The sequence below is a fragment of the Clostridium tarantellae genome (genome assembly GCF_009295725.1).
GTDB classification, from domain to species: Bacteria; Bacillota; Clostridia; order Clostridiales; family Clostridiaceae; genus Sarcina; species Sarcina tarantellae.
In genome coordinates this window covers 1-20517 of record NZ_WHJC01000026.1, presented here as the reverse complement: position 1 = coordinate 20517, position 20517 = coordinate 1, and the positions used below count along the sequence as shown (strand labels likewise).

The following is a 20517-nucleotide window of genomic DNA, read 5'->3' as shown; positions in this document are numbered from 1 at the left end:
ATTTTTTCATTTATATCATATATACTAGTAATTTCTTTTATTTTTTACTCTATAAATTTATTATTTAATATTGCTATTAAAGATTATTTTATGGCTACTATAATACCTTTATTTACTTTTGATGGTTTTATTTTAATATTTGGTATAAGTACTCTTTTTTTTAGTGATAAATTATCTTTTATAAAAAAATTAATGGAACCCATATCAAGTTTTATAATTGATATTTTAGATTTACTTTATTTCAATGTTAGATTAGAAAATAAAGATATTAAAGTTCAACTATTTGTGTTAATGGTAATAATAGCAATAACTTTTTTAATCTTATATATAATATATGTTATGTTAGGTTTATTAAATAAATCAAATTTAAAAAAGCCATATTTTTTTGAAGGATTTAGGTATGTATTTTATGCTGTAATATCTATTTTAATTGGTTTTTATAGTATATCAGGTATAGGATTTTTAATGTTATTTTTAGGGGATAAATATACTTTTAATGAAGGAGCATTATATATCAATATAATTTCTTTAATTGCTATTGGAGGCATATACGTTATATTAGAATATTTATATAGATATAAGTTAAAAAATATTTATAATAATATAGATAAAGAAGATAATAATAAAAATTATGAAAAAGAAGAAACAACAAGTAAACAATCTGATATTATAGAAGTTGAAAAATTAAATTTGCTTAGTAAAATGAAAGATTTCTTTAAAGATATAGAAAATAACGAAGAAACAAATATTAATAAAGAAATTAACAAAGAGAATAAATTGAGTTTAGACAAAACAGTTGAGATTGATACTAAAAAAGTTAAAGAAAAACTTTACAATATGGATCATACAGTATTGTTAAATCAAAACTTAAATGAATATGATGTTGATACTGAAATAATAAAAAAATTTAATAGTAAAATTATTAATAATAAAGAAAAAGATAATATTTATCAAGATTCTTCAAAGGATATTGAAAAATATTTTACTTTAAGTATATTAAATGAAAAAGAAAATTTAAATAATGAAGAAGATAAAATATTAGAAGATGATTATTATCAAATTTCTTTTGCTGATTTAGAAGAAGATAATAAAGAAAATAATTTTATAAATAATAGTATTGAATTTAAAGTAGATGAAAATGAACAATTTAATTTCTTATCAATGATAAGTGAGGAGAATTAATCTTTAAATTCTAGTTTAATGGTATAATAAATTTATTAGCTTTACTTTATAGGAGGAATTTTTATGGCTATTGGAACTAGAATAAATTGCAAATATTGTATAGATTATAAAAATGATAAATGCGATGGAAGTGAAAAAGATTGTTTATGCAGAGAGTGTCCAAGAAATTTAGGACAATGTATATGTGTAAAATATTGTAGAGAAACTGAATCTATATTAAATTGGAATGAAGACAATAATTTTAATTATTAATAAATTTTTAGAATATAAATTTTCTTTATAGAGAATAATAATAATGGTATTTTTTATAAAGGAGAGATAATATGGGAAATCAAGAAGAATTACTAAATATGGCTGAAAACTGCGATGAATATTTAAGTTTAAATAAAGGCATAATATCATCAGTTTCACCTTATAGAAGTTGTCATACATGTTACAATTCTAAAAATGGAGTTTGTGATAAAGAAATAGGAATAAAAGCAGTATATATTCAAGATAAATTTTAATTGTTAATTTAATAAACTAAATAAGAGTTTATTTTTTAATAACATTATTAAAATTTTCAAATATATCAATAAAAATAAATTAATAAAACTCTCACTTTTAATAATGAGAGTTTTATATTTTATGTATTACATGCTTAAAATCATAGATTTTAATATAGAAGTTGAATTTTTAACTCCTATAGCAGTAAATTCAGCAAAATCCATATGAGCACCATTATTAGCATTATCAGAAATAGATCTAATAACTACAAATGGAATGTTATTTAAATAACATACATGAGCTATACTTCCGCCTTCCATTTCACAAGCAAGAGCAGAAAACTCTTTTTCAAACCATCTTACTTTTTCAGGGTCAGCTACAAATTGATCGCCTGTAACTATTCTACCAGTAAAGCTTTGGATATCAGCATTTAACTCACATGCTTTTTCAGCAAGTTCTATTAATTTGCAGTTACATTTAAAATCAAAAGTGTTTAATCTAGGAATTTGACCTATTTTATCTCCAAATGCAGATGTATCCATATCATGTTGAACTAAAGAATCAGCAATAACCACATTACCAGGATATATTTCTTTTCCAACACCACCAGCAACACCAACGTTTATTACTGTAGTTACATTATATTCACTTATTAATATTTGAGTGCAAACAGCAGCATTAACCTTACCTATTCCACAAACAACTGCTACTACATCTTTTCCCCATAGTTTTCCAGTGTGAAAAGTCATATTAGCTTTATTTTCTTTTTTTTCAAGTTCCATATCTTTTAGAAGAATTTCTAATTCTTCACTCATTGCTCCTATGATACCTAATTTCATAAAAAATTGACCTCCTTTTAAAATAAAAAATCCCTAAAGCTATTATATAGCAAAAGGGATGTGGATACCAATTTTAAATTTATATAAAAATAAAGTAAATTAAGTTCTATACTTAAGTTTAAGATTAGAAAAACAATTTAAAATCATACTAATTCCTAACAATGTAAAGAGTAAAGATTGAAAAATAATAATACTAAAGCTAGAATTATTTAATCCTATAAATTGAGCACATAAATTATTTATAAAATGCATGAAAATACAAATATATATAGAATGAGTTTTCAAGTAAACATATCCTAATATTAATCCTAATAAAAAAGCATTTATACCTTGAGGAATATTAAAATGAACAATAGCAAAAATTAATGATGATAATATAATTGATATATTTGGCGTATATTTTTTGAAAAAGCCATTTAATATAATACCTCTATACATAAACTCTTCAATAAAAGGAGCAAAAATACAAACTGAAAGAAATAAATATATGTAGTCTGTACTCATTATTCTAAAGCCTTCTTCAATAAATTTAGGTAATGGTATTAGGTTTGTTATATGTGATATTGAGCCTGTATAAAATAGTCTAAAACCTATAACTAAAAGAGTGCAGTAATATAAATCGCTAGAAAAAATATTACTAGAAGGTATTGTTGTATAAGTTGTTTTATTTGAGTTTAAAGAATTATAAAATTTTATTAGGTAATATATTAATATTAAGGATACAATAGCACAAATAAATTTAATAATAAATACAAAGAAATTATGAATTGTATATGATATGGGAGGCATAATTTTAAAGACTATATGAGCAGTTATTTTAGTTAAAAAAGGATAAAGTAAATCGTTAGTTATAATTATCAAAATACTTCCTAGTATGGATATTTTTCCTATAGATAAATTACCATATTCTAATCTTTTAAATATATTAAATTTGTAGAAAAAGTTCATTAATATCCTCCATAAAAATATTTGTTTATTAATATATTTATGGAAATTAAAGAAATTCTATGATAATATACATAAAAAAATTTTTATAAACAAACAGTATGCTAGATTATAAGAGTATATTATATTAAAATAACCTTATATATTTTACATAAAATAAAAAAGTTAAAACGGAAAATATATAATGTTTTAGTATGGGCATTATATAAATAATTTTTAATATATAAAAGGAGTATATATATGTTGAAACATTCATTATCAAGAACAGAACTTCTTATCGGTAAAGAAGCACTTAATAAATTAGAGAAAAGTAAAGTAATGGTTTTTGGAGTAGGTGGAGTAGGTAGCTTTACAGTAGAAGCTTTAACAAGAGCAGGAGTAGGAAACCTTATATTAGTAGATGATGATACTGTATGTATAACTAATTTAAATAGACAAATACATGCTACATACGAAACAATAAATAAAAATAAAGTAGAGGTTATGAAAGAAAGAGTATTATCTATAAATAAGAACTGTAATGTAGAAACAATTCAAATTTTTGTAACTACAGATAATCTAGAAGAATTAATACCAGAAGATGTTGATTATATTGTGGATGCAATAGATACAGTTTCAGCAAAAATTGCATTAGCAGTTTATTGTGAAAAAAATAATATACCTTTAATGAGTTCTATGGGTACAGGAAATAAATTAGATCCAACTCAATTTAAAGTAACAGATATATACAAAACTAAAGTTTGTCCTTTAGCTAAAGTTATGAGATATGAGCTTAAAAAAAGAGGTGTTAAAAAATTAAAGGTGGTTTACTCAGAAGAATTGCCTAAAAAACCAAAGGTTGAAAATATAGTTACTCATAAAACAGAGTCAGAAGAAACTAAAAAATGTTCATCAAAAAGACAGATTCCAGGAAGTATATCTTTTGTGCCTCCAGTTGCTGGTATGATTATAGGTGGAGAAGTAGTTAAAGATTTAATTAAAGAATATATGTAAAATGTGAAATTATTTTACATATAAATTATTAAGCTAAGTATTATACTTAGCTTAATAATTTCAGGCTGTCGACAAAGTCGACAGCCTGATTAAGCCATTTTATATGGCTTAATTTTTTTTTGTAAATGCTTTGAATTATAAATATTTTGATTGTAAAATTAATATGATATAATAATTTTAAAAAGTAAATATAATAGAGGAGGTTTTATGGTGAAGTTAAAAACTAGAGATTATACATTAATTGCATTATTTGCAGCTTTAACAGCTATTGGAGCGTTTATAAATATACCTGTTCCATATGTACCTTTTACATTACAGTATTTCTTTTGTGCATTAGGAGCTATTTTATTAGGTAGTAAAAAAGGAATGTTAGTTCAATTATTATATGTTGGAATTGGACTTATAGGAGTGCCTGTTTTTACAAAAGGGGGAGGACCTCAATATATATTTCAGCCTACTTTTGGATATTTGATAGGTTTTATAATAGGAGCGTATATTATAGGGAAAATATCAGAAAATGTAAAAAAATTAAATACTAAAACTGTTTTAATATCTACTTTAGTAGGGTTAACAATTATATACTTATTTGGTGTAAGTTATTTATATTTTATTCAGAATTTTTATTTAGGAGTACCAATGTCTTTAGCAACTGCTATATATAGTGGGATGATTTTATGTTTAGGTGGAGATATTACTTTATCTATAATAATATCGATAGCTGCTCCACAAATAGTATCTACTTTAAGAAAATCAGGATTGGTAGAATATAGGAATTTTAATAGATAAATTGGAGGAATATTTATGAATTCTTTGCAAGAGTTAAAATTACAAGTAATAAATAAACATAAAATAAACAAAGAAGAGGCGTTAACTTTATATAATGAGCAACTAAAAGAATTATTAAAAGCTGCTGATTATATAAGAAAATATTTTAATGGTTCTAAAATTGAATTATGTTCAATTATAAATGGAAAAAGTGGATGTTGTTCAGAAGATTGTAAATATTGTGCTCAATCAGTTTATTTTAATACAGGAGTAAAAGAGTATAGTCTTCTAAATTATGAAAATATATTAATTTGTGCAAAAGAGAATGAAGAAGAAGAGGTAAATAGATTTTCAATAGTTACTTCAGGTAAAGGATTATATGGAGATGAATTTAATAAAGTTATTAGTTACTATAAAAAATTAAAATCTGAGTGTTCAATAAAACTTTGTGCTTCCCATGGAATAATATCGAAAGAGTATTTAAAAGCTCTAAAAGAAAATGGAGTAGATAGATATCATCATAATATTGAAACATCAAAAAAGTATTATGGAAGCATATGTACTACTCACAGTTATGAAGAAAGAATTCAAACAATAATTAATGCAAAAGAAGTTGGATTAGAAGTTTGTTCAGGAGGAATTATAGGATTAGGTGAAAGTAGAGAAGATAGAATAGATATGGCATTAGAGCTTAGAGAATTAGGTGTTAAATCTATTCCTATAAATATATTTGTACCTATAATAGGTACTCCTTTAGAAAAAACTAAATGTTTAAGTGAAGAGGAAATACTAAAAACTATAGCTATTTTTAGGTTTATTAATCCTAGATCACAAATAAGATTAGCAGCAGGTAGAAACTATTTAATTAATTATGGTGAGTTGGCGTTTAAAGGTGGTGCTAATGCTACAATAACAGGTAATTTACTAACTACTTGTGGAAATAAAATTAAGGATGATAAAAATTTAATAAAATCTATAGGGTTAAAGGTTGATAAAAATGAGTAAAGGTATATTTATAACAGGAACAGATACTGAGGTTGGAAAAACGTATATTACAGCTATGATAATAAAAGAATTGAGGGATAATGGTTTTAATGCTACTTACTTTAAGGGAGTACTTAGTGGAGTAATAGAAGAAAATGGCGAGTTTATTCCAGAAGATGCTAAGTTTGTATGTAATAAATCTAATTTATATGAACCATATAAAAATATAGTATCATATACTTTGAAAACTCCAGTTTCTCCTCATTTAGCATGTAGATTAGAAGATGTTAATATTTCTTTAGATAAAATAAAAGATGATTTTTTAAAATTAAAAAATAAATATGATTATATTGTTGTAGAGGGTAGTGGAGGAATTGTATGTCCTATAAAGATAGAAGAGAATGAGCAGATATTATTAGAAGATATAATAAAGACATTAAAGTTACCTGTGTTAATTATAGCAAGAGCAGGCTTAGGAACAATTAATCATACTTGTTTAACTATAAATTATCTTAAGAGTAAAGGAATAAAAGTTAAAGGAATAATTATTAATAATTATGACAATACAAATTTAGTACATAAGGATAATATAAAAGTTATACAAAAATTAACTAAAGTAAAAATAATATCAAAAATACCTTATATAGATGAAAAAAATATAAATATAGATGGATATATTAACTTTGAAAAAATAATTTCTTTAATGGAAGTTTTATAAGTAAAGTTATGAGATTTTAATTAGAAAATATTAGAATTAATTAGATTTATTAAGAATAATCAAGATATATTCAAATAACTTAAAAACAAACATTAAAAGGGTTAAAATTAAACTATAAAAAGGTTTGAAATACCATATTATTAAGAGTAAAATAACTTATAAGAAAAACGAAAAATTATTTTATGAAAGGGTGTATAAATAATGAGTATTTTTAAAAGAATTTCAAATATGGTTAAATCAAAAACTAATGCAGCTTTAGATAATATGGAGAATCCAATAGAACTTTTAGATCAAAAAATAAGAGATATGGAGAAAGCATTTAGCCAGGCTAAAAGATCTTCAGCACAAATATTTGGTAATTTAAAAGAAACTGAAATTAAAATGATGGAAGCTAAAAATGATGCTGAACAATATGAAGAAAAAGTAAAGTTAGCTATGAGTAAAAATAATGAAGAGTTAGCTAAAAAAGCATTAAAGCTAAAATTAGAGTGTGATAAAAAATATGAAAGTTTAAAAGTATCATATACAGGTCAAAGAGAGAAAGCTGATGTGTTAAAAGCAAGGCTTTTAGAGTTAGAAAAAGAATTAGATAAAACAAGAAATTACAGAGATGAAGCAGCTGCAAGACTTCATAATGCAGAAGCATCAACACAAATAAATGAGGTTATAGCTAATGTTCAATCTAAAAATAACTCTATAAATATTGATGATATAGAAAGAAAAATTTCTAGAAAAGAAAGTTATTCTGAAGGCTTAACAGAGTTAAAGTCAAAATCATTAGATGATGAATTTGCTGAATTAGATAGGTTATCATTAGATGCTGAATTAGAAAAATATAAACAATTATCTAAAAATGAAGATAAAAATTCAATTGATGAAGAATTAGATAAGTTAAAATAAATCTATAAAAGAAAAGACATATTTAAATGTTTTTTCTTTTTTTCATTTACAAATAATTAAAAATATTTGTAAATTTAATAAGGTATAACAGTAAAACTACATTATTTGTATAAAATTTAAAAAATTTTCAAAAAAGTTTGACCTTGATAAATTACAGGAGTATAATCAAAAACATAGATAAGACAATATAAAAAAACAATGAAGAGAATTAGTAGAAATATCAATGCTTAACAGAGAGTAACCGGAAGATGAGAGGTGCAAAGTATATATTTTGAATACATCTCAGAGTTAGAATCTGATTCTTTTAAATAAAAGAGGTAGGATATCATCGGATTGAATCCGTTAAAAACTAAGAGGTCATTTACTTTTATTTAGTAAGCGATAAAATAGGGTGGTACCACGTGAGTATAAACTCTCGTCCTTTGTGAAAGCAAAGGATGAGAGTTTTTTTATTAAATAAAAAGTTAAACAAAAAATAAATTGTAGTTTAAATATAAAGTTGAATTTTAGGAGGATTAAATTATGGAAAATGTATTAGATGTGCTTTTAGAAAGAGGATATATAAAACAATTTACACACGAAGAAGAAACTAGAGAGTTATTAGGAAAAGAGAAAATTACATTTTATATAGGTTTTGATCCAACAGCTGATAGTTTACATGTAGGACACTTTATTGCATTAATGTTTATGGCTCATATGCAAAAAGCTGGACATAGACCAATAGTATTAGTTGGTGGAGGAACTGTAACTATAGGTGATCCAAGTGGAAAAACTGATATGAGAAAAATGTTAACAAGAGATCAAATAAATCATAATGTAGAACGTATTAAAAAACAAATGTCAAGATTTATAGATTTTGAAGAAGGAAAAGCAATACTTGTAGATAATGCAAATTGGTTATTAGGATTAAATTACATTGATTTCTTAAGAGAAATAGGAACACAATTTTCAGTAAATAGAATGTTAGCAGCAGAATGTTTTAAACAAAGGCTTGAAAGAGGATTATCATTTTTTGAATTTAACTATATGTTAATGCAAGCATATGATTTCCTTGTTTTAAATGATAAATACAATTGTAAAATGGAATTAGGTGGAGATGATCAATGGTCAAATATGATAGCTGGTGTTGATTTGGTTAGAAAGAAAAGACAAAAAGATGTATTTGCTATGACATGTTCTTTATTAACTAATAGTGAAGGTCAAAAAATGGGTAAAACAGTAGGCGGAGCATTATGGTTAGACGCAGAAAAGGTATCACCTTTTGAGTTCTATCAATATTGGAGAAATATAGATGATGCAGATGTTGAAAAATGTTTATCACTTTTAACATTTATTCCAATGAATGAAGTTAGAAGATTATCATCATTAGAAGGTTCAGAAATAAATGAAGCAAAAAAAGTATTAGCTTTTGAAGTAACAAAACTTGTACATGGAGAAGAAGAAGCTATTAAAGCTGCAGAGGCATCACAGGCTTTATTTGAGGGTGGAGCAGATATGAGTAATGTTCCAACTATAACAATAGCTAAAGATAAAATAGGAAATCAATTAATAGAAATTTTAACAGATGTGAAAGTATTTCCATCAAAAGGAGAAGCTAAAAGATTGATTGAACAAGGTGGATTATTATTAAATGGAGAGAAAGTTAATGATTTTAAATTTATATTATTACATGAACATATAAATGATGGTTCAATTATGATTAGAAAAGGTAAAAAGAATTTTTATAAAATAGTTATTGAATAATATATAAATAAATTTATAAAATTAAATGAAAAATTTTCATTATAAGATGTAAGAAGTAATATGAAATTAAAAATTATAGCTTTTAAAACTTATAGCATATAAATGAATATTTCTAGTAAGCAAGAAAGATTAGATAAATTTATTTACTTTAATAGTAATTAAAAAAGGAGTATATAAAATTTATTGTTTTGTATACTCCTTTTTTTAATAATATAAACTATTTTTTATGAATTTTAGTACATATCCGTTTAAATGCTTTAATAATAAAAGGTCTTCTTCTAAATAAGATAATAGGAGTAAAAAAACTAATTAGAGTAAGAGAAATTTCAAAAATTAAATAATTTAAGTGCCTATTTTTAGGTATTATATTGCAAGGTATTAAAGCGAAAAACATAGTCAAACATATACCTATTAAAGCAAGTATTGTGGTAAACCATATACCAAATTTACCTCCAGGAATGGAAAAAGCACCTTTTTTATTAGGAAATTTATATTTTAAAACTAAATGTGATATTACAAGTAAAGCATAAATTATGCAATATATTATAGTAGCTAATATAAGAATAGAGAAAAAACCAATATTAACATCTCTTACTATCAAATAAATAAAATCTAATAGAGAGATGCCTATAGATTGAATTAATATTAAAGTTATGGGCAAATTAGTTTTACTTCTTTTTTTAAAAATATAAGGCAAGTCACCATCATCAGCTAATTTCAATAAAATTTTTGATGGGCGTAAAGTCCAAGATCTAAGCTGAATAAATACACTAAAAGCTATTATAAAAGCTAAAATATTAGTAGCAAAGGGAATGTTTAATATATTAAAATATAAAGCAAATATTTGAGTTATACTTGCTAATTGTATATCATTAGCTGGAACAGAATTAGCTTCTGTTAATCCACCTAAAATATTAAAAACTATTAAGAAAAGTATAGAAAAAAAAATTACTTTAGGATATTTTTTATTTGGTTCATCTAAATCAGCTGCATGAGAAGAGGCTATTTCTAAACCAGCAAATGTATAGAGTATAGCAGAAAAATAAGATGCATTACTAAATGATTTTAAGTTAGGCAATAAATTTTTCAATGTTATTGGGCCTAAATTTATGTTTCCAAATTTAATAGCATACCAGATACCAAGAGATATTACTATAATATAAGGTAAATAAATTCCTAAAATTGGGGCTATTGACATAGCTTTTTCATTTACTTTACTTCTAAGATTTATTATTGTTATTATCCATATGGTTATTAAAATAACAGTAAAAATATAAATACGATTTCTTCCTAAGTATGATAAGTTTATGGAATAAGAAATTAAAGTAGCAAATCCAGAACAAATCATTATGAATCCTAAAAATGTTTCAATCCACAAAAGCCAAGCGGTAATAAAAGACCATTTATCACCTAAAGCTAATTTTACCCAAATATGTGGTCCAATATCTTCAGGCCAAGTAGTAGCTAATTCGGCAGAAATTAATGCAATTGGTATAGCAAATAAGATTCCTGATAATATTATAAAAAAGATAGAATGTAAACCAGCTTTAGCTATAGTAGGGATAGTCCTAATACTAACATAGAAAGAAAGATTTAAGGCAATTAATTTAATAATTTGATAACATTTTGAATTTTTTATCACAATTATCACTTCACTTTAAAAAAATTTATATGCCAAAATTGCTCATAAACATAAATTTTATTTTAATTATGTTCATGAGCAATTTTGAAATACATAACATATCTTTTATTTAAAAGATTTTAAATAACGTAAATTTCTATAAATAAACGATTCTTTAATAATTATTTTAAATTACAATGTGAATTTAAAATTTTTTCAAGTTTTTCTTCAATTGCTTTATCAAATTTTTCAGCATATTGATTAAATATTATTTGATTATTTAAAAAAGGAGATAGTACACAAGCTCTTAATAAAGTAACGCTATCTATTTTTTTCCACTGTTCTTTAGGAATACCACATCTTTCAACAAAGTCTAATGGACTATTTGAATAATCAGATACTGCAAATTCTGTATGTGATGTTATAAAATCATTTGCATAAACATTACCTTCTACGAATGATGATTCATCGTATATTAAATGATTTAATTCATTCATTTTAGCTAAATCCTTATTTCCATGTATATTAAATACAAAATCAACCATATTAAAATCAGGTTTTACAAGATCATGAATATCAACTATTGTATCACCTATCTTATATTGTTTTTGTTCTTTTAATTTAACATATAAATTATAAGCTCCTTCTATACTAGCTCCTATTAATTGACCATAACCAGTTATATTAAGAGGCATTGTTTTATGTGCAGCCCAAACTGAAGCAGCTGTAGCGCCAGCTTTTGAACCCTCTAACATAAATGCACCTAAAAGAGCAGGGATTTCCATACTTTTTTCAAATACATATGTAGCAAAATATGAAATAGAGTCTCTCATTCTTTTATCTTTTATAGCAATACCACCAGCGGAATAAGGAACATATCCCATTTTATGAGGATCTATAGTTATACTATCAGCTTCATTTATAGCTTTAAAAGCATTGTATATATCATCTGAAGGCCAGTTAAAATCTGGATTTTTAAATACTTTATGTTGTAAATATTTTGTATGTAATTCTTCTTTAGGAATAAATTTGTACTCTTCATCTAAGAATATAGATCTAGCATATCCACCATAAGCTGAATCTACATGAAAATAAAAGTTAATACCTTTTTCAGCAAAATCTTTTTTTAATTCTACGACTTTATCAACATAATCAATAGCACCTTCTTCAGTTGTACCAACAACAGCTACAACTCCAAGAATTGGTATATTTTTTGAAGATAAATCTTCAATAGTTTTTTTAAGATTTTCTATGCTCATTCTATAATTATCTTGAACATCTATACTAATAATATTTTCAGTTCCGATACCAATAATATCAGCAGCTTTTAACCAAGAATAATGCTTAGTTCTAGGAACTAGCCATTTACCTAATTTACCTATTTTATTTGACATACCTCTAGCAGAATGATTTTTTAACTCATCTAATTTACTTGGGTTTTTTTCCATTAAATTTAATATTTCATTTATTGGCATGTTTAATAATTCCCATTCAGTTTTTCCTTCAACTAATTCAGGACAAACTTCTTTCATAGCAAGAGGTAAAGACTTAAGATTTCTTGCATACCAAAGTCCCTCTATATTAGCAACAGACCCATCACAACAAATATGTCCCCATGATGTATCAGCATCATAACCCATTAGCTTACAAAAATCATGTCCAACTTCTTCTTCCATTTTAGAAGTTGCTGGTGAAGATTCATAAGCTACATTATTTCCATTATATAAAGTAGCTGCAAAATAACCTAATAATGCAGGCATTAATGTTTCAGAATTCATATGACCTAAATATCTAGGTGAATGCCAAGGAATTGAGCCAGCTCTTAATTTTGAAGATAGTTCTTTCATAACATCTTCCATTTTATTTTTAGTAAATTTAAAATCAGTTTTTTCCATATCGCTAGAATTAATTATATCAGCATCTTCTGGATGATAGTTTTTTCTCCATTGAGCATGATCATCAAATAATTGTAGTAGATTTCTTTTAAAAAGATCTGCATTTTCAGATTTTGCTCCTAGAAATAAAGCATTTAAGTTAGTATCAGTATTCATAAAAATTTCTCCTCTCAATTAAGAAATAACTATTTAATTAACTGATTACCTAGGAGAAAATATATTTAATAATATTGATATGCTCTTCTAGATAATCAAGATGTTGTTTATAAAGTTAATTTTTTATTATTTATGTGTATGTGCATGTTTAAAATTTTTTAAATTTGAATTTAAAGAAATATTTATATCAGTTTCTTTTGATTCTTTTACCCATGAAGGTTTTTTAAATTTAAATATTATTAAAGGAGTTATAAAGCATATTAGAGTTCCTAGTATTAAGAATGCTTCATAAGCAACATGTGCTGAAGCTGGAATTGCATCAGAAGGAATAAAGCTAACTCCAATAGTTAATAATACGCCTACGAATGCCAAAAGTGAAACTATCCACATGCCGGTATTTCCTCCTATAACTGTAAAAGATCTTTTTACTTCAGGATGTTTATATTTTAATACTAGACCTGAAGTTATTATAAACAAGTACACTATACAATAAAGGACAGTTGTTAATATAAGAATCATAAAGAACCCAGTATTAATAGCTGGAACTACCACGTAAAGTAAAGCAACTAATGAAATTACTATTGCTTGTATAAAAACAAAAGTAACAGGAACATTATCGGCATTTCTTTTTTGGAAAAACTTTGGTAGATTACCTTCTTCAGCAACTTTTATCATTGCTTTAGATGGTCCTAAAACCCAAGCACTTAATTGTGCTAAAACTCCAATAGCAATCATAGCAGCAACTAAGTTAGTAGCCCATGGTAACCCTATTTGATTAAAATAAAGAGCAAATGGTTGAATAATTGTTGCTAATTGTATTTGATCAGAAGGTATAGCATTTGCTTCGGTTAAACCGGCAACAAGATTGAATACAATCATACAGCCAATTGATATAAATACTGCTATAGGATAATTTTTTTTGGGGTTATCTATTTCATTAGCATGAACGGCTGAAATTTCTAACCCAGCAAAAATAAATATAATTCCAGCGAAAAAAGATAATTTACTAACAGAATGTAAATTTGGTATAGCAGTACTCCAAGTAAGAGGTCCTAAATTAACATTACCATGAGTAAATGTCCACCATAAACCTAAACTAACCAATAATATAAATGGTATATAAATTCCTATTACACTTCCAACTGAACTTAAAAGTTTACCTAGGTTAGATTTTAAGTTTAATAATGTAACTACCCAATAAGTACAAATAATAACTATAGCCACAAATATATTATTTTGTGCTAGGTCAGGTTTGCCAATTACATAAGCTAACATAGTAGCAAATGCTGATGCAACCATTACCATTCCAAAAAACATTTGAACCCACAAAAGCCATGCGGTAACAAATGACCATTTTTCACCTAAAGCTTCTCTTACCCAAACTTGAGATCCACCTTCTTCAGGCCAACCTGTAGCAAGTTCAGCTGCAATTAGTGATAATGGAATAGCAAATAGCACTCCTGCTCCAATCATAAAGAATATTGATTGCCAACCAACACTAGCAACTGTAGGTACATTTCTTATGCTTCCATAAAAGGCAATGCTAATTGCTATTAGTTGGAATAAAGTGATTTTTTTACTTTTATCACCCATAATAATTTCACTTCTTTCTTTATTAAGTTTTTTAGAATTTAATAGTATCCATTAATAAATTAAAATAATATTAAAGTGATTATTAGAGTTAATTTACGCTCATAAACTTACAAAACATTACATAATGTAACAATAACAAAATATCCTATAATGTTTTATAAATTTACTTTTATAAAGATATATATAATTTCGAATAATCATATATATTTTAATTTTAAAAGAAACTAATAAATAAAATTTATTTACTGAAATACTATTCAGAAAATAAATACAAAGACTGCACAGTTATGTTATAGTTCTTTTTTAAAAAAAAGTCAAAACTTAAAAATTAGTGGATAATAATTATTGTTAATAAAAAATGTGTGTTTGAAAAATGTATAGGGTTTATTAATAATAATTTATATAATAAAAAGAAATGAAATAATAAAGATTAGTAAAAATTTAATAATTTTAACAAGATATTAAAGAAGCTTATAAAAATAATTAAGGTATTATAGAAGTGTATAATATAATGTATAAACTTAAATATGGATATAATAAAAAATATAAAAATCATAAGAAAACAATTTTAAAAATTGAATTCTTATGATTTCAAACTATTATTAGTTATTCAACCATCCATTTTTGATTTAAAAAATTATAAAGTGAAGGGTATACATTTAGAATTCCCATTAAGTTCAAATATTCATCTGCTATTTCAATATTTTCTTTTGGTGTTTTTAAAGCTCTTATCATTAAATTTTTAGGAGTTTCTAATGGAGATATGTATTCTACTACAGATACATTATAGCCATAAGATTCTAATAACATACTTCTCATACCATCAGTTAAAACATCGGCAAGTCTAGATCTTAATATTCCATGTTTAATAATTCCTTTTAAAATATCACATTTATATTGACTAAGCATTTCCCTATGACAACAAGGGACTGCAATTATACAATCACTTTTAAGTTTTATTCCTAGTGCTAATGCCATGTCAGTAGCAGTATCACATGCATGAAGTGAAATAACTACATTAATATTTTGCTTAGGTTTATAATTTTTTATATCTATAGCATGAAACTCCATATTTCTATAACCTAAATTTTTAGCCATTTTTTTAGAGCTTTCAATTACTGATTCAGAAATATCTAATCCAATAAAATGGCATTTTCTTTTTTTAACTTCTGTTAAATAATAATTTAATACAAAGGTTAAATAAGATTTTCCACATCCACAATCTAATATATTAATTACTTCATTTTTAGGAAGAGAATTTAATGTTCCTTCTAATAGTTCAACATAATGATCTATTTGATTATATTTTCTTATTTTATCATTTTTAATTTTTCCATCTTTACTCATTATATTTATTTCTTTAAGTAAATTATCAGCTTTACCTACTTTAATATAATAATCTCTATTTAATAAAGTAGATGTTTCTTTAAAATTATGAATTGTTTTTTTTGAATCATTATTAAAAACGATTTTATCTTCCTTAACTTCTTTATTATTCATTTTAACATTTTTATTATCACCTATTATAGTTATATCATTTCCTCTTTCTCTATAAAGAATATTAACTTCATCATATTTTTCACATTCAACACAAATTTTTTCTAAAAGAGTATCAAATGAAAATAAATCTGTTTTACCATTAAAATTATAACTTATTTTTTCATTTTCAAACTTACCAATACCTTTAAATTCTTTTAATCCTGTTTTATATGTAACATAAATTCCTTTAAAAATAGAAGAATCTTCTTGAAATTTGCTTTGAATACCCATTAAAAATAATTTTATTTTCATAATACTTTGCTTATTCATTTAATCACCTTAAAACCTTTCTTATTTATATAATTTATATAAACATATAAATTTTTAAATATCAACACTATGAATTTCATAAAAACACTACTATTTTCATAAAAAACCATTAAATAAATTAAATAAAATTATTACGATTAACAAAATATTAAGACTTAATTTATATTTTATGTTATAATTTCTATGTTTTATTTAAATTTATTTTTTTACTAAGGAGGACAATATGAAAAAGAAGAACAATGTAGTTGCAATAGCATTTCTTTTCTTAATGATGATACTTGCAGCTATGGCAGATGGAGCAAGAGGAGTTTTTATTCCAAGTTTTAAATCAGAGTTTGGAATAGATGATAACACAATAAGCTATATGTTTATTTTTGTAGCAGCATCTTATACAATATTTACTTTTATAGGTGGAAAACTTTGTGATAAAGTTGGACAAAAGAAAGTATTTTTATTAGGGTTAGCTATACAGGTTGGATCATTATTGACTTTAAGTATTTCTAAAGATTATTCTATGTTATTAATAGGAACAACTTTAGCTAGTGGAGCAGGAGCATTAACTTCAATAGCAAGTAATACAATATTACCAGCATTGGTTATTAGCGCACAAACAATAATAATGAATGTATTACATTCTTGTTATGGATTTGGTTCGTTTATTGGACAAGGAGCTTCAGGGGCTTTAGTAGGTAATGGAATAGAGTGGAGATATATATATGCTGGTATAGGAATATTATATTTTATAACTTTAGTAGCATTTTTATTTGTAAAAATACCAAGCACTTCATCAGAAAGTACAGTTGAAAAAGTAAAATTAGCAAGTATATTTAAAAATAAATTAATTTTAGTATATATGATAGCTTTAGGTACTTATGTATTTTCAGAACAAGCAGTTGGAGGTTGGTTAGTTAACTTTATGGTATCAACATATCGTTCTGATGTTCAATTTGCAGGAATGATAGCATCAGCTTTCTTTGCATTTTTAGCAATAGGTAGATTATTTGGTGGATTTGTAGTACAAAAAAGAGGATATTTCAATATTCTTTATAAATCATTACTTATAGGTTTCTCAATAATTTTTGTAGCTTTAATAATTGGTGAAAAAGCATCAATAATTATTCCTTTAGCAGGATTATTTTTCTCAATAACTTTCCCTACAGTAGTACTTACTATGTGTAAAGTTTTTGAAGGGCAGAGTACCTATGTAATAAGTATAGTAATTACAGTTTCAAGCTGTATAAATATGATACTTAATAGAGTTATAGGATTCTTAAGTAGTGTTATAGGATTGGATAAAGCATTTTATATGATACCATTTAGTGCTTTAGTTTCAGGAATTTTAATGATATATTTATATAAAGCTACAAAAGCTAAATTAAATCCAAAGGCTGAATCAGAAATAGAAAACAAATTAAATACTGAAGCAGAATTAATAGGATAAATCTATAATAAAGTGGAGAGATTAATATGGCTTGTAATAAAAATGTATGCATTGAATTAGTAAAAGGCAGTAAAGATGAATATATAATAAAAGATTTATTAGGTATAATGATTGGAAGATTTTTTATATTAGAATTAGATCATAAAAATAAAAAATCAAATATTAGACTTAAATTTTATAAAGAACAAAATTATTCTTTATTAAAAGAAATATTAAAAACTTTATTAAAGGTAATATTTAAAGATAGAGATATATTTAAAGTAAATATATTTGTTAGTGATACTTTAAATATAAATTCATTTTTAGATATAGGTTTTTTATTGGAAGGAATAATTTCAGATAGTATTTATAAAAATAATATTTATAGAAATGAATTGATATTTGGAATTAGTATTAATGATTTTCAAGAAAATATTAAAATTAGTCAATTTGAAATAGTAGGTAAAAGAATAGTTTTAAAAAATTTAACTCCAGAGTATGCTAAAGATATGTTAGATTATTATATAAAAAATGAAAAGCATTTAAGAGAGTTTGAGCCTAGTAGAGATAATAGTTTTTATACCTATGAAGGGCAAAAAAGTTTACTGATTGAAAGTTACAAGCAATTTATTGATGGATCTGCTTTAGATTTAGGAATATTTAAAAACAATAAATTAATAGGTAAAATAAAGGTTTCCAACATAGTTTATGGAAGTTTTAGAAGTGCGTTTATAGGATATTCTATAGATAAAACTTATGAAGGATGTGGATATATGTCAGAATCTGTTAAGTTGTTATGTGATTATGTATTTAAAGAAATGGACTTACATAGATTAGAAGCATCTACATTAATTAATAATTTAAAATCACAAAAGGTTTTAGAAAAGTGTGGATTTAATAAGTTGGGAATAAATAAAGAATACTTATTTATAAATGGTAAATGGAGAGATCATTTAACTTTTTATAAAATAAAATAGTTATAAAATTTTATTAATTTTAAACCTTAAAAGAGCAAGAATCCAAAAAGATTCTTGCTCTTTTAAAAAAATATGAAATAGTTTATATTTTATACACCAATTTACAATAAATTTAACTAGCCAAAGCATGATTATGAAGGTGTTCAATGACATCTTCAAAAGTAGTTATATTTTTATCAAGTTGCATTGTTTTAAGCAACTTGCCATAAATTAATTCTTTAGAAATACAATCCGAAATATAGTATTTTATTTCTTGTAGACTTTGGAATTTTAACTTAGAAAATTTACGATAATCTAACTTATCACCTTTGGTCTTTGGTCTACCACGTTTAGCTGTAGGTTCAGGCTTTAAACCATATATAGCTGTATCCTTACGAACAGTATCAATAATATCTATATTTTTCAACTTTTTAATAGGTTCTATAAAAGGTGTTTTTGTATACCAACTATCACATAAAACTATTACTTGATAATCTTGTAAAATAGGGCTATACCTGTTACCATATCAGCTGCTAATTCCATTTTGCTTTTTAGTGAATCGTAAAGTTTATACTGAACCGGAATTTTTATATAATGTATATTTCCTTTTAAAATTACTGGAATCGCTAAAGCTAAACATACAAAACAATGACCATTCAAATATGAAGTGCTATTTTTAGCTGTATGATCAAATAATTTTCCATAACAATCAAACTTATTACCATACTTTGATTGTAAGGTATCATCTATAATTAAATAAATTGAAATTATCAATACAATAAAGTTTTCAAATCCTCTTTTATAAAAAATATTTTTATACTCAACTAAATAATTCTCTAATGTTTGAATTATAGATTTTTAGTCAATACTATTCATAGAATCAAATTCCTCCTGTGTTTTATTAGTATTGGTTGTATTAATAGTTTGCACAGTTTTTAGGAATTTGGTTCATTTTTTATTCTTTAGGAAATTATAATTTTGAGAATCTGTGGATAGCTTTAATTAAAGTGCCGAAGGCGGTCTGCGAAGCAGATTTGTTCTAAAATTAATTTTTAATTACTTGTAAAATGGTGTATATGTACTAATTATTTATAGTAATTTCTTTAGAATTAAAGGGTTTTCTAAGTATACTAATCCTGGTGTATCTAACTAAGTAATTAAAAGATTAAAGTAGGTATAGAAATATGTAATTGATTAATTAAATAAAAAACAGCAAAAAAATTAAATTGTATTAAAAAAATATATGATAAGATATAACTCGTCAGCAAGGCAACGTTAAAAATGAATGAAATGTTGAAAAATATATTTTAAAAAAGTTGTTGACAAAAAAAACTTTTAATGATAAACTAAGAAAGTCGCTTGAGAGTGACAAACAAAATAAAGAAATGATCTTTGAAAATTAAACAGATAAATTTAAGTAAACCAGCAATTCTTTTATAAGTAATATGAGTAAATGATTAAACTTTTAATTTGAGAGTTTGATCCTGGCTCAGGATGAACGCTGGCGGCGTG

The 20517-nt window shown here is 24.6% G+C and carries 18 protein-coding genes, 1 pseudogene and 1 other annotated feature; of the genes and pseudogenes, 11 read left to right on the top strand and 8 right to left on the bottom strand.

The features are described 5' to 3' along the window. From GBZ86_RS03865 to GBZ86_RS03855, 3 genes and pseudogenes are all read left to right on the top strand, one after another. Nucleotides 1-1182 (top strand): annotated as a pseudogene (locus GBZ86_RS03865) (hypothetical protein); the annotation flags it as partial. A gap of 63 nt (nucleotides 1183-1245) precedes the next feature. Next, a complete protein-coding gene (locus GBZ86_RS03860; RefSeq protein WP_152887921.1) occupies nucleotides 1246-1434 on the top strand; it encodes a hypothetical protein in 189 nt (62 codons plus the stop codon). A 71-nt stretch (nucleotides 1435-1505) separates the two neighbouring features. After that, nucleotides 1506-1688, top strand: coding sequence for a hypothetical protein (locus tag GBZ86_RS03855; RefSeq protein WP_152887919.1), 183 nt, complete (start codon nucleotides 1506-1508; stop codon nucleotides 1686-1688). 126 nt (nucleotides 1689-1814) lie between these two features. Here the strand turns inward: GBZ86_RS03855 and GBZ86_RS03850 are convergent, their stop codons facing one another. Next, complete coding sequence (locus tag GBZ86_RS03850; RefSeq protein ID WP_152887917.1) at nucleotides 1815-2507, bottom strand: 5'-methylthioadenosine/adenosylhomocysteine nucleosidase; 693 nt, start codon at nucleotides 2505-2507, stop codon at nucleotides 1815-1817. 99 nt (nucleotides 2508-2606) lie between these two features. Next, nucleotides 2607-3455: a CPBP family intramembrane glutamic endopeptidase gene (locus tag GBZ86_RS03845; RefSeq protein WP_152887915.1), complete on the bottom strand. Its 849-nt coding sequence runs from the start codon at nucleotides 3453-3455 to the stop codon at nucleotides 2607-2609. A gap of 237 nt (nucleotides 3456-3692) precedes the next feature. Between GBZ86_RS03845 and GBZ86_RS03840 the strand changes: the two genes are divergently transcribed. The 6 genes from GBZ86_RS03840 (at nucleotide 3693) to tyrS (ending at nucleotide 9555) form a co-directional block, all read left to right on the top strand. Continuing rightward, nucleotides 3693-4445, top strand: a complete 753-nt coding sequence (locus GBZ86_RS03840; RefSeq protein WP_152887913.1) for a tRNA threonylcarbamoyladenosine dehydratase — start codon at nucleotides 3693-3695, stop codon at nucleotides 4443-4445. A gap of 210 nt (nucleotides 4446-4655) precedes the next feature. Then, nucleotides 4656-5231 (top strand): biotin transporter BioY, encoded by a 576-nt coding sequence (locus GBZ86_RS03835; protein ID WP_327443962.1) that lies wholly within the window; start codon nucleotides 4656-4658, stop codon nucleotides 5229-5231. Nucleotides 5232-5246: 15 nt separating this feature from the next. Next, nucleotides 5247-6215, top strand: coding sequence for a biotin synthase BioB (gene bioB / locus GBZ86_RS03830; protein ID WP_152887907.1), 969 nt, complete (start codon nucleotides 5247-5249; stop codon nucleotides 6213-6215). Next, entirely contained in the window at nucleotides 6208-6912 is a 705-nt protein-coding gene (gene bioD, locus GBZ86_RS03825) for a dethiobiotin synthase (RefSeq protein WP_152887905.1), read from the top strand. Before bioB ends, bioD begins: the two co-directional genes overlap by 8 nt. A 201-nt stretch (nucleotides 6913-7113) precedes the next feature. Continuing rightward, nucleotides 7114-7812 carry a PspA/IM30 family protein gene (locus GBZ86_RS03820; protein ID WP_152887903.1) on the top strand — a complete coding sequence of 233 codons (699 nt, stop codon included), beginning with the start codon at nucleotides 7114-7116 and terminating at the stop codon, nucleotides 7810-7812. Between the two features lie 189 nt (nucleotides 7813-8001). Further along, nucleotides 8002-8238, top strand: a binding site (T-box leader). Between the two features lie 96 nt (nucleotides 8239-8334). Then, the gene (tyrS, locus tag GBZ86_RS03815) at nucleotides 8335-9555 is read left to right on the top strand and encodes a tyrosine--tRNA ligase (protein WP_152887901.1); all 1221 of its coding nucleotides are present in this window, start codon (nucleotides 8335-8337) and stop codon (nucleotides 9553-9555) included. A gap of 217 nt (nucleotides 9556-9772) precedes the next feature. Here the strand turns inward: tyrS and tyrP (GBZ86_RS03810) are convergent, their stop codons facing one another. The 4 genes from tyrP (GBZ86_RS03810) to GBZ86_RS03795 form a co-directional block, all read right to left on the bottom strand. Continuing rightward, a complete protein-coding gene (tyrP, locus tag GBZ86_RS03810; protein ID WP_152887899.1) occupies nucleotides 9773-11197 on the bottom strand; it encodes a tyrosine-tyramine antiporter in 1425 nt (474 codons plus the stop codon). 161 nt (nucleotides 11198-11358) lie between these two features. Next, nucleotides 11359-13227: a tyrosine decarboxylase gene (gene tdc, locus GBZ86_RS03805; RefSeq protein WP_152887897.1), complete on the bottom strand. Its 1869-nt coding sequence runs from the start codon at nucleotides 13225-13227 to the stop codon at nucleotides 11359-11361. A 126-nt stretch (nucleotides 13228-13353) separates the two neighbouring features. Continuing rightward, nucleotides 13354-14820: a tyrosine-tyramine antiporter gene (gene tyrP, locus GBZ86_RS03800; RefSeq protein WP_152887896.1), complete on the bottom strand. Its 1467-nt coding sequence runs from the start codon at nucleotides 14818-14820 to the stop codon at nucleotides 13354-13356. Nucleotides 14821-15426: 606 nt separating this feature from the next. Continuing rightward, complete coding sequence (locus GBZ86_RS03795) at nucleotides 15427-16629, bottom strand: class I SAM-dependent methyltransferase (RefSeq protein ID WP_152887894.1); 1203 nt, start codon at nucleotides 16627-16629, stop codon at nucleotides 15427-15429. A 223-nt stretch (nucleotides 16630-16852) separates the two neighbouring features. Here GBZ86_RS03795 and GBZ86_RS03790 point away from each other — a divergent pair, with 223 nt between their 5' ends. Next, nucleotides 16853-18070: an MFS transporter gene (locus GBZ86_RS03790; RefSeq protein WP_152887892.1), complete on the top strand. Its 1218-nt coding sequence runs from the start codon at nucleotides 16853-16855 to the stop codon at nucleotides 18068-18070. A 26-nt stretch (nucleotides 18071-18096) separates the two neighbouring features. Next, complete coding sequence (locus GBZ86_RS03785; RefSeq protein WP_152887890.1) at nucleotides 18097-19026, top strand: GNAT family N-acetyltransferase; 930 nt, start codon at nucleotides 18097-18099, stop codon at nucleotides 19024-19026. A gap of 112 nt (nucleotides 19027-19138) precedes the next feature. Here GBZ86_RS03785 and GBZ86_RS03780 read toward each other — a convergent pair whose 3' ends face one another. Then, nucleotides 19139-19432 carry a hypothetical protein gene (locus GBZ86_RS03780; protein ID WP_152887888.1) on the bottom strand — a complete coding sequence of 98 codons (294 nt, stop codon included), beginning with the start codon at nucleotides 19430-19432 and terminating at the stop codon, nucleotides 19139-19141. A gap of 56 nt (nucleotides 19433-19488) precedes the next feature. Then, a complete protein-coding gene (locus GBZ86_RS03775) occupies nucleotides 19489-19779 on the bottom strand; it encodes a hypothetical protein (RefSeq protein WP_152887886.1) in 291 nt (96 codons plus the stop codon). Between the last annotated feature and the right edge of the window lie 738 nt (nucleotides 19780-20517).

Bases quoted from the DNA above. Each gene is read 5' to 3' on its own strand.
- tdc (WP_152887897.1), bottom strand. From the start codon at position 13,227: ATGAATACTGATACTAACTTAAATGCTTTATTTCTAGGAGCAAAATCT.
- bioB (WP_152887907.1), top strand. From the start codon at position 5,247: ATGAATTCTTTGCAAGAGTTAAAATTACAAGTAATAAATAAACATAAA.
- GBZ86_RS03790 (WP_152887892.1), top strand. From the start codon at position 16,853: ATGAAAAAGAAGAACAATGTAGTTGCAATAGCATTTCTTTTCTTAATG.
- GBZ86_RS03795 (WP_152887894.1), bottom strand. From the start codon at position 16,629: ATGAATAAGCAAAGTATTATGAAAATAAAATTATTTTTAATGGGTATT.
- GBZ86_RS03785 (WP_152887890.1), top strand. From the start codon at position 18,097: ATGGCTTGTAATAAAAATGTATGCATTGAATTAGTAAAAGGCAGTAAA.
- GBZ86_RS03840 (WP_152887913.1), top strand. From the start codon at position 3,693: ATGTTGAAACATTCATTATCAAGAACAGAACTTCTTATCGGTAAAGAA.
- GBZ86_RS03855 (WP_152887919.1), top strand. From the start codon at position 1,506: ATGGGAAATCAAGAAGAATTACTAAATATGGCTGAAAACTGCGATGAA.
- tyrP (WP_152887896.1), bottom strand. From the start codon at position 14,820: ATGGGTGATAAAAGTAAAAAAATCACTTTATTCCAACTAATAGCAATT.
- tyrS (WP_152887901.1), top strand. From the start codon at position 8,335: ATGGAAAATGTATTAGATGTGCTTTTAGAAAGAGGATATATAAAACAA.
- bioD (WP_152887905.1), top strand. From the start codon at position 6,208: ATGAGTAAAGGTATATTTATAACAGGAACAGATACTGAGGTTGGAAAA.
- GBZ86_RS03820 (WP_152887903.1), top strand. From the start codon at position 7,114: ATGAGTATTTTTAAAAGAATTTCAAATATGGTTAAATCAAAAACTAAT.
- GBZ86_RS03845 (WP_152887915.1), bottom strand. From the start codon at position 3,455: ATGAACTTTTTCTACAAATTTAATATATTTAAAAGATTAGAATATGGT.
- GBZ86_RS03850 (WP_152887917.1), bottom strand. From the start codon at position 2,507: ATGAAATTAGGTATCATAGGAGCAATGAGTGAAGAATTAGAAATTCTT.
- GBZ86_RS03860 (WP_152887921.1), top strand. From the start codon at position 1,246: ATGGCTATTGGAACTAGAATAAATTGCAAATATTGTATAGATTATAAA.